Genomic DNA, 12765 nt, shown 5'->3' on the forward strand with positions numbered 1-12765 from the left:
CAGCAAACAGTGACTTTGGATGGAGCCGTATGTTTCATGTGTATTCATTTTTAACAAAGTTAGGACAAATTTTATTTACATGGATAATTGCAGAAGTTGGTTAAACAATAAGAAGAGAGGTGAAAAAGGTGAAGAAACGTCCGATCGAGTTTCTAATATATGCTGCAGGTGTACTGCTTGTCCTTGCGTCTTTACTCATTTTGGTTCAGCTCGACGAGTTATGGATGCCTATTTTTTTATTGCTCAAAGCGGTTTTGATCCCGCTTCTTATCGCTATTTTTATTTCTTATCTTCTTTATCCAATTGTTGAAAGACTACATAAGCGAGGTTTGCCAAGGACGGTCAGTCTTTTATTAATATATGTGCTGTTTTTTGGCGGCATTGGTTTGGCTGTGTATAAAGGGGTACCGGTTTTAATCGCTCAGTTAAATGAATTGTCGGAGCAAATTCCCATGCTTGCCGAAACGTATAATGGTGCTTTATCACATGTTCATCGTCATACAAGCCACTGGCCTGATGGACTGCATGAACGGCTGGATCGTTTTATTGTCCAATCTGAAACGTATGCCGCAAATGGGGCAGAGCGGATGATTCTAAGCTGTAAAGTATTGCTTGATTACGCCTTAGTTGCTGCACTTATTCCTTTTCTTGTCTTTTATATGGTGAAAGATATGAACACGATGAAGCGGGCAGCATGGTATTTAACCCCGCCAAGCTTTCGAAAAAGGGGACATGCCTTTGTGAAAGCAGTGGATGACTCACTTGGGGATTATATTAGAGGGCAATTGCTTGTCTGTTCTTTAATTGGGGGAGCTGCTGCCATTGTTCTTTGGCTGTTTCATATTCCATATCCGCTTGTACTAGGTATGTTAATCGGTGCAACGAATGTCATTCCGTATTTTGGCCCGATTATTGGAGCGATCCCAGCTGTCTTTATCGCTTTTACCATCTCAGTGAAGTCAGTGATCATTGTGCTAATTACAGTAGCCGTGCTTCAATTTTTAGAAAGCAATGTACTGAGTCCGATCATTGTCGGGAGAAGCCTGCATATGCATCCTGTCGTGATCATGCTGGTGTTACTCGCTGGAGGTGAGCTGTTTGGCTTGATTGGAATGATTTTAGCCGTACCGTCCGCAGCCATTATGAGGGTCATTATTGTGCAATATATTCACATGAGACGAAGCGTTCATTGACAAGACGAGCCGAGTTGTCTATAATAATTTCGATTCATACATATTGAATTCAATGACGGACCCGAGTACGTTAAAAAGCTGTTGCAGAGAGAGGCTTTGTTTGCTGAGAAAAGCCTTATCAGACCTTTAACGGAAGCTAGTCCCGAGTGCAGATAAACACTGCCGCTCTCTTCCGGCGTTATCGGATGTGAAGGTGATAGACGCATATGTCTATAATCAGGGTGGTACCGCGAGAGCATCTCGTCCCTGTGTAAGTAGTTTTTTGCTTGCATAGGGCGGGATGTTTTTTCGTTTGTGTGAAGATTGAGAATAAAAAGGGAGGATTTATGATGAAAACTTTAACTTCAGCTCAAGTACGTCAAATGTTTTTAGATTTTTTTAAAGAAAAAGGACATGCTGTCGAACCGAGTGCGTCCCTCGTACCGCATGACGATCCAACACTTTTATGGATTAACAGCGGGGTGGCAACATTAAAGAAATACTTCGATGGCCGCGTCGTGCCTGAGAATCCACGTATTTGCAACGCACAAAAATCAATTCGTACAAATGACATTGAAAATGTAGGGAAAACAGCACGCCATCATACGTTTTTTGAAATGCTGGGCAACTTCTCTATTGGAGACTATTTCAAAGAAGAGGCAATCGAATGGGCTTGGGAATTCCTCACAAGTGACGAGTGGATTGGCTTTGATCCGAATCTGTTATCTGTAACGGTACATCCAGAGGATGAAGAAGCATATGTTCTTTGGAGAGATAAAATGGGTGTCCCTGAGGAACGAATTATTCGTCTAGAGGGCAACTTCTGGGATATTGGCGAGGGGCCAAGTGGTCCGAATACAGAAATTTTCTATGATCGCGGCGAAGCATATGGCAACGACATGAACGACCCTGAATTATATCCAGGCGGAGAAAATGAACGTTATCTAGAAGTATGGAATCTTGTTTTTTCTGAATTTAACCATAATCCAGATGGTACATATACACCGCTTCCGAAGAAAAACATTGATACAGGAATGGGTCTTGAGCGTATGGTCTCTGTGATTCAAAACGTACCGACGAACTTTGATACAGACCTGTTCATGCCGATTATTCGTGCAGTAGAAACGATTTCTGGAGAAAGCTATGGGGAGTCAAAAGAAAAAGACACAGCATTTAAAGTCATTGCTGACCATATTCGTACTGTTGCCTTTGCCGTCAGTGACGGAGCACTTCCTTCTAATGAAGGCCGAGGTTATGTGTTAAGACGTTTGCTGCGCCGTGCTGTGCGTTATGCAAAAACGATCCATATCCACCGTCCATTCATGTATGATCTAGTTCCAGTTGTTGCGGAGATCATGAAGGATTTCTATCCAGATGTTCAAGCAAAAGAAGAATTTATTGCAAAAGTGATCAAAAATGAAGAAGAGCGTTTCCATGAGACACTGAATGAAGGGTTAGCCATTTTATCAGAAGTGATCAAAAAAGAACGAGACAATGGCAGCTCACAAATTTCCGGTAAAGATGTGTTTAAGCTTTATGACACATATGGATTCCCGGTCGAACTCACAGAAGAATATGCTGAAGATGAGAACATGACAGTCGATCGTGAAGGCTTCCAGCTAGAAATGGAGAAGCAGCGTGAACGTGCAAGAAATGCCAGACAAGATGTGGGCAGTATGCAGGTTCAAGGCGGGGCTTTAGGCGATATAAAAGCAGAAAGTACGTTTGTTGGCTACGAAAATTTAACTGCAGATGCTCGTATTATCGAATTGCTTCAAAACGGTGAAATTGTCACAGAAGCACACGAAGGGGAAACGGTGCAAATTTTATTAGATGAAACACCTTTCTATGCGGAAAGCGGCGGACAAGTGGCGGATAAAGGAACGTTAAAAAGTGCCGAAGCGATCATTGATATCAAAGATGTGAAAAAGGCGCCAAACGGCCAGCATGTCCACGAAGGAGTCGTCGTAAGTGGTACGGTTCAAAAAGGCATTGAAGTCACTGCAGAAGTCGAATCAGCGCTTCGAAAAGGCATTGTGAAAAATCACACAGCGACACATCTTTTGCACCAAGCGCTAAAAGATGTATTGGGCAGCCACGTTAACCAAGCGGGTTCACTTGTGAATGAAAACAGACTTCGCTTTGACTTTTCTCACTTTGGACAAGTAACGAAAGAAGAATTGTCACAAATTGAAAAAATCGTCAACGAAAAGATTTGGGAAGGCATTTCGGTTGCCATTGACCTGAAACCAATTGCTGAAGCAAAAGAAATGGGCGCAATGGCGCTGTTTGGCGAGAAGTATGGCGATATTGTCCGTGTGGTACAAGTGGGTGATTACAGCATCGAGTTATGCGGAGGCTGTCACGTTCAAAACACTGCGGAGATCGGATTGTTTAAAATTGCATCTGAATCGGGTATTGGTGCTGGAACACGCCGTATTGAGGCTGTAACAGGTAAAGGTGCTTATGAAGAATTAAATGATCAGCTTGCGATTTTAGAAAAGGCAGCTAATGAACTGAAATCAAATACAAAAGATGTACCAAAACGCATCGCTTCCTTGCAGGCTGATTTAAAAGAAGTTCAAAGAGAAAACGAATCACTTCTTGCGAAATTAAGTCAAGCAGAAGCTGGCTCTATTTTAGAAAAAGTCATCGAAGTTGGCGGAGTGAACGTGTTAACTGAAAAAGTAAACGCCAAAGACATGAACCATTTAAGAACGATGGTTGATGACTTAAAAGCGAAATTAGGTTCAGCTGTCATCGTACTTGGTGCCGTTCAAAATGGAAAAGTCAACATTTCAGCCGGTGTGACAAAAGACGTCATTGAAAAAGGTCTTCATGCAGGAAAACTTGTGAAGCAGGCAGCTGAAATTTGCGGCGGAGGCGGAGGCGGACGCCCAGATATGGCACAAGCAGGCGGGAAACAGCCAGAAAAGCTTGAAGAAGCACTGGCAACTGTCGAAGAATCTGTCAAATCCGTTTTATAATCAGTCAATGTAGTGTAGAATAATGGTATTAGATGAGCGGTTAGAAAAAAGCTTGCTAGTAGAATGTTGGAAGAGAGGTGCAAGAAGCAGTGAGTTCATTTGATAAGACAATGAAGTTTAACTTCTCTGATGATTCAGCTGAAACCAATGTGAATGAAGTGCTCATAACAGTTTATGACGCACTCCAAGAAAAAGGATACAACCCGATCAATCAAATTGTCGGATACTTGCTGTCAGGCGACCCTGCTTATATTCCAAGACATCAGGATGCACGCAACCTAATTCGTAAACTAGAACGAGACGAATTAATTGAGGAATTGGTTAAATCGTACTTAGAGACACATAAAGAGGCGTAAAACATGAGAATTTTAGGCTTAGATTTAGGCACGAAAACCCTTGGTGTGGCAATCAGTGATGAAATGGGATGGACAGCTCAAGGGATTGAAACCATTAAAATTGATGAAGCAGGCGGAGACTTTGGTCTCAGCCGCCTGTCTGAGATCGTCTCGCAATATGGAACGGATAAAATTGTCCTTGGTTTTCCAAAAAATATGAACGGTACGGTCGGTCCAAGAGGCGAGGCCAGCCAATCATTTGCGAAAGTGTTAGAAAACACGTACAATGTTCCTGTTGTGCTTTGGGACGAGCGTCTGTCAACGATGGCAGCAGAAAAAATGCTCATCTCTGCAGATGTGAGCAGACAAAAGCGTAAAAAAGTCATTGATAAAATGGCGGCTGTTATGATCCTTCAAGGGTACTTAGACAGCTTAAATTAAAATGAGGTGAATCAAATGGAACACGGAGAAAAGCAAATTACAATCGTTGATGATAATGGAAATGAGCAGCTTTGCGAAGTACTATTTACTTTTGAAAGCGACCATTTTAACAAATCATATGTTCTTTACTACCCAATTTCTGAACAAGATAACGAAGAAATTGAAATTCATGCATCAAGCTTCACGCCAAACGAAGACGGTGAAGATGGCGAATTAGAGCCAATTGAAACGGATGAAGAGTGGGACATGATTGAAGAAACGTTAAATACGTTCTTAGATCAAGAAGACGAAGAAGAATAGAACGAATAAAAGGCCTGTGAAGCAGATGGGAGTTATCTGCATGATCACAGGCCTTTTATTATTTATGGAAGCTTTGAAGTGATGATTAACTTTTGATTATTTCGTTGTGCATTTTGAAAGTTAAGTAAATAAAGACCATGATCAAATGTTAAATGAAAATGATTTTCTTTCTTTAGGGAACCAATTTTTTTGATGGAATCGTTCTTCTCTTTAAGTATCGTGTAACCACTCTTTTTAGGTTCATCTGTTTCGACGAAAAATCGATTATGATCATCAATCACGATCGATCCGATACCCGAGTCAGTGTTCTTAATTAGTTTAGATTGTTTTGTGTTTATGTCATAAAAGATTAATTGGCTTTTATTGATTGTTCCTTCCGAGTCAGTAAAAGCCTTCTCGTAAACAAATTGATGGTCGTTAATGAGTTGACTATTATTGATTAAACTTTGATTTAATGGGATTTTTTTAAGAGACTCAGTAGTCAGATTGTAAAGGTATGCTTGCTGCTTTCCATTGTCTTTATTAAAAAAGAGAAGCTTATCATTGTGAACAGAGAGATGGGCGTTATTCATTGAGTCTAGTTTAAAGAGCTTTTTTGTCTGCTTTTTTTTGAGATCTTTCATATAAATGTGAGTAGCATCCTTTTCTTCATCATGAGATATCCACACTGCACGATGACCTGTTAATTCAAGAGTGTCACTTAATGTCTCCGAAGTGTTATTCTTTTTGATCGACTCTATCTCTTGTGTGCTCAAATTCATGACGTAATAATTCATCTGTCCGCCTAATTCATCACTGTCAATCCAAACGACCCAGTCTTTATTAGCTTTTAAACCTTGAATGGAAGAACGCTCGAAAGTGGTTGTAAATAGTATGTTGCTTTTCTGTGTCTTTCTATTAAATTCAACTACTTTATTTGCCATCTTTGAAGGACTATGGTCATCTACACTTAAAAATAAACGATCTCCAATGGCTGAAACAGAGTTTGTCACAAGATAGTTGAGCATAGTTGTATGACCAAATTCTTTGTCCTCAATTTTAAACTCTATTTTATGATCTTCTGAAACGGTCTTTTTTTGACTACATCCGCCTAGATATAAAAGAGTTACTGAACCAATTAGTATCATTAAAATATAAAAGATTTTACGCAAAATGTGTTTCCTCCAGTATGTACTTTCACTAAGATATAGGTATTAATGAAATATATCCTTATCAAGAAAATAATAGCATTTAGTTAATCAGGAAATAAATAGATCTACAGTTAATTTAAGTTTAATTTAAAGACATGATGTTAATGCCGACATTCAATTTCAAGCCTAGAGGAATTAAAGTTTTATATTAAGTTAATTCTTTTTTACGTTCATTATGTCAACTTTAAATTATTTTAAGTTGACATAATGAACTGTACCTTTTACTCTATTTTTAACAATGAATCGAGTGAGGGGTATGAAAATTGAAAATTCACGATATGATGCAAATGGCATTAATGACAGCAGTTATTGGGATGTTAGGATTGATTCCGCCTATTTTTCTTGCGTTTACACCTGTACCAATCACCTTACAAACCGCAGGTCTTTTGCTTGCTGGAGGGCTGTTAAAACCAAAGCAAGCGCTGATTAGTTTACTTCTGTTTCTTCTAATAGTGGCAGCAGGCGCACCTCTTTTATCTGGAGGGAGAGGCGGAATAGGGGTCTTTTTTGGGCCAAGCGGTGGTTTTTTACTTGCTTATCCAGTGGCTGCCTTTATGATCAGCCTGTGGCTGAACCGGCTGAAGAAAGTGACGGCCTTACGACTATTTTTGATCTATGCGGTATGCAGTATCGGGATATTATATATAAGCGGAATTCCCTTTCAAGCTGTGATGATGCATATAAAGATCACGCAAGCAGCTCTGTTCAGCGTCATTTATTTACCGGGTGATCTGATCAAAGCAGGGATATGTGCCGTCTTCACGGTGAAAATCATTCAAGCGATGTCATATCGAAAAAGGGACTTACATAGAGGGAGGCGAGCAGTTTGATGAGAATGACGGAAAGCTATGCAGCTCATGCAAAAGTGAAGCCAGGTCAGATGGCGATCATAGATGAAAAAGAGAAGATCACTTATGAAGATTGGCATGAGCGTGTGCAGTCATCTGCACAATGGTTAAAAGAAACGCCTCATCAGCAAAAAAGAGTCGCTTTTTTAGTATCAAATGGTGTTCCGTTTCTCCAACTATTTGCTGGCGCAGCTTCTGCAGGATGGACAGCGGTGCCTCTTGATCCGCGGTGGAGTGACAAGGAATGCGCAGAAAAGCTCTTATTAAGCGACGCGGACCTTGTCATTGTGGAAGATCGATATATCAAAAGGATTGAAAAGTACAAGCTGGACATGCCAGTGCTCTCTTTATCTGAATGGAAAGAAAGAATCAGCCTCAGCATAAACGTTCAATCGAACAAAGGTGAACCGGAGGAAGATCCTGCTTTTTATATGGGATTTACTTCAGGATCAACGGGATCGCCAAAAGCCTTTATAAGACGCCAGCAGTCATGGATCGAGAGCTTTCAAATGACAACATCCGTCTTTGGGATCACACATCAAGATCATGTACTGATTTTGGGCACACTTTTATCCTCTCATTTTTTATACGGCGCGATCAGCACACTTTATTTCGGGGGCACCGTGACATTGTTAGAAAAATTTGTGCCAGAGAAAGCAAAAAACATCTTAGAAAGAGGAGACATCACGGCTATTTATACGGTTCCGACCATGACAGAATCGTTACTGCAAATGGATGCTTTCGGAAAGAATCCGCTTCTTGTCCTGTCTTCTGGTGCAGATTGGGGAAACTCTTCAAAAAAACAGCTCGTCAACCGCTATCCTCACATCACATTTTTTGATTTTTATGGAACATCAGAATTGAGTTTTGTTTCCTATTTATCTTCTGATGACTTTCTGCAAAAACCTACTTCTGTCGGAAAACCTTTTCCTTCTATTCAGGTTGAAGTCAGGAGGGCAGATCAAACCGTTTGCAAGTCAAATGAAATAGGGAGAATTTATGTGAAAAGCCCAATGTCTTTTTCAGGCTATTTACAAGATGAAAAGCCGCCCGAAGAGTGGCTGACCGTATATGACATGGGGTGGCTCGACGAAGATGGTTACTTGTATATGAGCGGCCGAGAGAATGGCATGATTGTCTATGGGGGACTGAATATTTTTCCAGAGGAAATTGAGCGTGTGCTGAATGAACAGCCAGAGGTGAATCGGTCAATCGTGATTGGACTTCCTGATCCATATTGGGGCGAAATCCCTGTTGCCATTATTGAGAATGTACAGCAAACAAAAACCATTCGGCAAGCTGTAAAAGAAACATTAGCGGCATACAAAGTACCAAAAAAATGGCTCGTCACGGACAAAATGATCGAAACATCAGGAGGGAAAATCGCTCGTGCCAGTATGAAAAAGTGGGCGGAGGAACAATTATCATGCAAGCCGTGATCGTACAAGCGAAGCGGACGCCCTTCGGTGAGAAAAATGGAATGTTGAAGGATTACCAGCCAGAGCATCTAGCCGCGCCCTTGATCCAGCATTTTTCAAACGTGACCAAGCCAGATGACATCATTTTAGGCAATGTCGTCGGGGGTGGTGGCAACATTGCCCGTCTGTCCTCGTTAGAAGCAGGGCTTTCTTTACATATTCCGGGTATGACCATTGATAGGCAGTGTGCTTCCGGTCTTGAAGCCATTAGAACGGCGTGCATCATGATTCAGTCGGGGGAGGGATCAATGTATATCGCTGGTGGAACGGAAAGCATTTCTCGGTCACCAATGAAAGAAAGGGCCCGCTTTTCTCCAGAGTGGATAGGGGACCCTCATATGGGGGAAGCGGCAGAGCTGACGGCGTCGAGATTTTCAGTTGCGAGACAAGAGCAAGATGACTATGCACTTTTAAGCTGGGAACGAAGTATAACCGCATTCAAGCAAGGAACGTATTCAGAAGAAATTGTTCCGATTAGCGGGATGAGTACAGATGAAGCGGCAGCTAAAATAAGACCGATTGCAAGCTTGATAAAGCGGGCAAAACCTGTCTTTTTACCAGGCAAAGGTACTGTGACTGTGACCAATAGCTGTAAAGAAGCAGATGGTGCAGCTGCCGTCGTTGTGATGGAAAGAGCGGAAGCGGAGGCAAAAGGCTTCAGCCCTATGCTGCGGTATATCGGGAGTGCCGTGACCGCTATAGACCCGCATTATCCTGCTGCTTCACCAATTGATGCAATCAAGAAACTTTTACATAAAGAACAGGTGAAGATAGAAGATGTTGCACTTTTTGAAATCAATGAAGCGTTTGCGCTCAAAGTAGTGCTCATTGCCCGGACACTAGGTATTCCTTATGACAGTATCAATAAAAGAGGCGGTGCGCTTTGTCTTGGGCATCCATATAGCGCCTCGGGAGCTGCTATGATGGTGAGACTGTTTTACGAAGCCCGCGCCCTACCGAATGGAAGCTATGTCATGGCTGCAATTGGAAGTGGAGGCGGTGTCGGTTTAGCCACACTATGGCAAGTTCTGTCATGACATGCATGAGCAAGTAATTGCCGAACTCCGTCGAATCATGTACTATAAAAGCTAGATGTGAGGAGGGCCATGCATGTTTTCAGAACAAAAGAAACGACCATTTTTTAAACGAAAAATGGGGATCGTCCTGTTATCTGTACTTGCTGTGATCATCATTGCAGCATTATCAGGTTTTTTATATGTAAAATCAGCACTCGGGCCGGTCGATCAAAAAAGCAAACAAACCATTAATATTCATATTCCAAATGGGACATCTGTCAGTGGAATTGCGAGCATTTTAAAAGAAAATGAGCTGATTTCAAATGACACGATTTTCACTTACTATGCAAAGTACAAAAAAGCATCAGGCTTTAAAGCGGGCTATTTTCATCTCAAACAAACAATGGATGCGGATCAGCTGATTCAAAAGCTGACATCTGGCGGGACAGATTACGCATTTCAGCTTGTGATACCTGAAGGGAAACAGTTGTCTGATATTGCAGCTATTATCGCAAACCAGACGAATTTTTCAGCGAAGGAAGTTGAAGCGAAGCTGGATGATCCAGCCTTTATTAAAAAATTGATGAAAAAATACCCGAAAACGGTGACATCACAAGTGAACGGGAAACAGGTCAAGCATCCGTTAGAGGGATATTTATTCCCGGCGACGTATCCGTTTTATCGTGAGGATGAATCACTTGAAACCATCATTGACACAATGATTAAACAAACAGATCAATATGTAAAAACGTATGAAAAGGACATGAAAAAGAGAAAGATGTCCATCCATGATGTCCTAACGATGGCATCCCTGATAGAAATGGAAGCAACTGAAAAAACAGACCGGTCAAAAATATCAAGTGTGTTTTATAACCGGTTGAAAAAGGATATGCCGCTTCAAACAGATCCAACCGTTCTTTATGCGCTTGGCGAGCATAAATCCCGTGTTTATTACAAAGATTTAAAAGTAAAATCACCATATAATACGTATACAAACAAAGGGCTGCCGCCTGGACCTATTGCCAATGCTGGAGAATCTTCTTGGAAAGCAGCACTCCATCCAGAGAAAACAGATTTTGTTTACTTCCTAGCAAAGAAAAATGGCGAAGTCGTCTTTACGAAAACGTTAAATGAGCACAACAAAGCGAAAGCGAAATACATCACAGGCAGCAACTAACGCCCATGTGAGAGGAAAAAGACTGTAGACAATGGTGAAATTGCCTGCAGTTTTTTTTCGTTGTTATATCCATTTTATAGGTTCGCAATTACCACATCTTTGTGGTAAAATATATCGGGTTGTTTTTACTTAGATGAACGAAAGATTGACGAGAAAGAGAGCTGCAGCAGGCAGGACTCTTCTTTTTCAGGTCATGAAGGAGCTAGACATATAATGACAATCGAAGATGATCAAATAAATGATTATATTGAAGATTTAATTGAGCCGAGTCCTGATGCCATCGCTCAATTAGAGGAGTATGCGAAAGAGCATCATGTGCCAATCATGGAAAAGGTGAGCATTGAACTGTTATTGCAGCTGCTTTCTTTGAAAAAACCGAAGAAGATTCTTGAGGTTGGGACAGCGATTGGCTATTCAGCGATTCGAATGGCAGAAGCTCTGCCAGATGCTGAAATCTATACGATTGAGCGAAATGCAAAACGTTATGAGGAAGCGACACGGAATATTGAAGAATTACATTTCAAAGATAGAATTCACGTGTTTTTTGGCGATGCGATCGAATCAGCTAAAACGGTTCAGACGATGGCGCCCTATGATGTGATCTTCATTGATGCGGCAAAAGGCCAGTATCAACGCTTTTTTGAGCTGTTTGAACCGATGCTGTCCGATGACGGAATGATTATTACAGACAACGTATTATTTAAAGGCTTAGTTGCGACAAATTATGAAGAAGAAATTGAAGATAAACGAAAAAAACAATTAATAGGCAAAATTGATCGATACAATCAATGGCTGATGTCAAATCCTGACTACCAAACGTGTATCATTCCGGTTGGAGATGGGATCGCTATTAGTACAAAAAGAGGTGACCAATCATGAAAAAACCAGAATTGCTTGTGACGCCAAGCAAGGTGTCGGATGTACTGCCGCTCATTGAAGCGGGTGCTGACGCATTTTTAATAGGTGAACAAACATATGGAATCCGTCTTGCAGGTGAGTTTTCAAGAGAAGATGTGAAACAAACGGTTCAACTCGCACATGCACATCACAAAAAAGTATATGTCGCCATGAATGCGATTTTTCATAATGACCGTGTGGCACTGCTTGGAGATTATTTAACCTTTCTCGATGGGTTAAACGTGGATGGTGTCGTTTTTGGAGATCCGGCAGTGATCATGGCCGCAAAAGAAACAGGTGTCAACCTGAATCTGCACTGGAGTACAGAAACAACTGGGACAAACTATTACACTTGTAACTACTGGGGCAGAAAAGGCGCAACACGTGCTGTTCTTGCCAAAGAACTCAATATGGATAGCGTGATTGATATCAAAGAAAACGCTGAAGTGGAGATTGAAATTCAAGTCCACGGCATGACCTGTATGTTCCAATCGAAACGGACACTTGTTGGCAACTATTTTGAATATCAAGGCAAACAAATGGACGTGGAAGGAAGAAATATGGAAGAAGGTCTATTCCTTCACGACCAGGAGCGTCAAAACAAATATCCTATTTTTGAGGATGAAAATGGCACTCACATTATGAGTCCAAATGATGTATGTATGATTGATGAATTAGAAGAATTTGTCGACGCAGGCATTGACTCATTTAAAATTGACGGAATTTTAAAGTCACTTTCTTATATGACAGAGGTGACATCCCTCTATCGAAAAGCCATTGATTTACTAGTGACTGATAAGGAAGCCTATGAAGATCAGAAAGATGAATGGCTGGAGCGTATTGAACAGATCCAGCCTGTCAACCGCTCAATCGATACAGGATTTTTCTTTAAAGAAACGGTTTATTAAGATAAAAGGAGGCAGA

The 12765-nt window shown here is 41.2% G+C and carries 12 protein-coding genes and 1 other annotated feature; of the genes, 11 read left to right on the plus strand and 1 reads right to left on the minus strand.

From position 1 onward, the window contains the following. The first annotated feature begins 128 nt into the window (after nt 1-128). The 5 genes from ES896_RS07525 to ES896_RS07545 all read left to right on the plus strand — a co-directional run bounded on the left by ES896_RS07525 (nt 129) and on the right by ES896_RS07545 (nt 5235). Nucleotides 129-1193: an AI-2E family transporter gene (locus tag ES896_RS07525; RefSeq protein WP_035701703.1), complete on the plus strand. Its 1065-nt coding sequence runs from the start codon at nt 129-131 to the stop codon at nt 1191-1193. 43 nt (nt 1194-1236) lie between these two features. Next, nucleotides 1237-1444, plus strand: a binding site (T-box leader). 78 nt (nt 1445-1522) lie between these two features. Then, nucleotides 1523-4159 carry an alanine--tRNA ligase gene (gene alaS, locus ES896_RS07530; protein ID WP_017358103.1) on the plus strand — a complete coding sequence of 879 codons (2637 nt, stop codon included), beginning with the start codon at nt 1523-1525 and terminating at the stop codon, nt 4157-4159. An 89-nt stretch (nt 4160-4248) separates the two neighbouring features. Continuing rightward, on the plus strand, nt 4249-4515 hold the full coding sequence (locus ES896_RS07535; protein WP_024718370.1) for an IreB family regulatory phosphoprotein: 267 nt from the start codon (nt 4249-4251) through the stop codon (nt 4513-4515). A 3-nt stretch (nt 4516-4518) separates the two neighbouring features. Then, on the plus strand, nt 4519-4935 hold the full coding sequence (ruvX, locus tag ES896_RS07540) for a Holliday junction resolvase RuvX (RefSeq protein WP_003216519.1): 417 nt from the start codon (nt 4519-4521) through the stop codon (nt 4933-4935). Between the two features lie 15 nt (nt 4936-4950). Next, nucleotides 4951-5235 carry a DUF1292 domain-containing protein gene (locus ES896_RS07545; RefSeq protein WP_017358102.1) on the plus strand — a complete coding sequence of 95 codons (285 nt, stop codon included), beginning with the start codon at nt 4951-4953 and terminating at the stop codon, nt 5233-5235. Nucleotides 5236-5297: 62 nt separating this feature from the next. Here ES896_RS07545 and ES896_RS07550 read toward each other — a convergent pair whose 3' ends face one another. Beyond that, nucleotides 5298-6386 carry a hypothetical protein gene (locus tag ES896_RS07550; RefSeq protein ID WP_135226659.1) on the minus strand — a complete coding sequence of 363 codons (1089 nt, stop codon included), beginning with the start codon at nt 6384-6386 and terminating at the stop codon, nt 5298-5300. Between the two features lie 302 nt (nt 6387-6688). Between ES896_RS07550 and ES896_RS07555 the strand changes: the two genes are divergently transcribed. From ES896_RS07555 to ES896_RS07580, 6 genes are all read left to right on the plus strand, one after another. Continuing rightward, nucleotides 6689-7255: a biotin transporter BioY gene (locus tag ES896_RS07555; RefSeq protein WP_079920069.1), complete on the plus strand. Its 567-nt coding sequence runs from the start codon at nt 6689-6691 to the stop codon at nt 7253-7255. Continuing rightward, nucleotides 7255-8712, plus strand: coding sequence for an acyl-CoA synthetase (locus tag ES896_RS07560; RefSeq protein ID WP_167764453.1), 1458 nt, complete (start codon nt 7255-7257; stop codon nt 8710-8712). Before ES896_RS07555 ends, ES896_RS07560 begins: the two co-directional genes overlap by 1 nt. Beyond that, nucleotides 8700-9788: an acetyl-CoA C-acyltransferase gene (locus ES896_RS07565; protein WP_135226660.1), complete on the plus strand. Its 1089-nt coding sequence runs from the start codon at nt 8700-8702 to the stop codon at nt 9786-9788. The genes ES896_RS07560 and ES896_RS07565 overlap by 13 nt, the downstream gene beginning before the upstream one ends. A 73-nt stretch (nt 9789-9861) precedes the next feature. Beyond that, complete coding sequence (mltG, locus tag ES896_RS07570) at nt 9862-10944, plus strand: endolytic transglycosylase MltG (RefSeq protein WP_025207696.1); 1083 nt, start codon at nt 9862-9864, stop codon at nt 10942-10944. 213 nt (nt 10945-11157) lie between these two features. Next, entirely contained in the window at nt 11158-11823 is a 666-nt protein-coding gene (locus ES896_RS07575; RefSeq protein WP_008342672.1) for an O-methyltransferase, read from the plus strand. Then, nucleotides 11820-12749 carry a peptidase U32 family protein gene (locus ES896_RS07580; protein ID WP_135226661.1) on the plus strand — a complete coding sequence of 310 codons (930 nt, stop codon included), beginning with the start codon at nt 11820-11822 and terminating at the stop codon, nt 12747-12749. Before ES896_RS07575 ends, ES896_RS07580 begins: the two co-directional genes overlap by 4 nt. Nucleotides 12750-12765: the final 16 nt, after the last annotated feature.

Source organism: Bacillus sp. 005/A4HT-01/001, assembly GCF_004634445.1.
Classification (GTDB): domain Bacteria; phylum Bacillota; class Bacilli; order Bacillales; family Bacillaceae; genus Bacillus; species Bacillus altitudinis.

Excerpts from the sequence above, each read along its gene's own strand:
- alaS (WP_017358103.1), top strand. The coding sequence starts at position 1,523 with ATGAAAACTTTAACTTCAGCTCAAGTACGTCAAATGTTTTTAGATTTT.
- ruvX (WP_003216519.1), top strand. The coding sequence starts at position 4,519 with ATGAGAATTTTAGGCTTAGATTTAGGCACGAAAACCCTTGGTGTGGCA.
- ES896_RS07545 (WP_017358102.1), top strand. The coding sequence starts at position 4,951 with ATGGAACACGGAGAAAAGCAAATTACAATCGTTGATGATAATGGAAAT.
- ES896_RS07560 (WP_167764453.1), top strand. The coding sequence starts at position 7,255 with ATGAGAATGACGGAAAGCTATGCAGCTCATGCAAAAGTGAAGCCAGGT.
- ES896_RS07565 (WP_135226660.1), top strand. The coding sequence starts at position 8,700 with ATGCAAGCCGTGATCGTACAAGCGAAGCGGACGCCCTTCGGTGAGAAA.
- mltG (WP_025207696.1), top strand. The coding sequence starts at position 9,862 with ATGTTTTCAGAACAAAAGAAACGACCATTTTTTAAACGAAAAATGGGG.
- ES896_RS07575 (WP_008342672.1), top strand. The coding sequence starts at position 11,158 with ATGACAATCGAAGATGATCAAATAAATGATTATATTGAAGATTTAATT.
- ES896_RS07580 (WP_135226661.1), top strand. The coding sequence starts at position 11,820 with ATGAAAAAACCAGAATTGCTTGTGACGCCAAGCAAGGTGTCGGATGTA.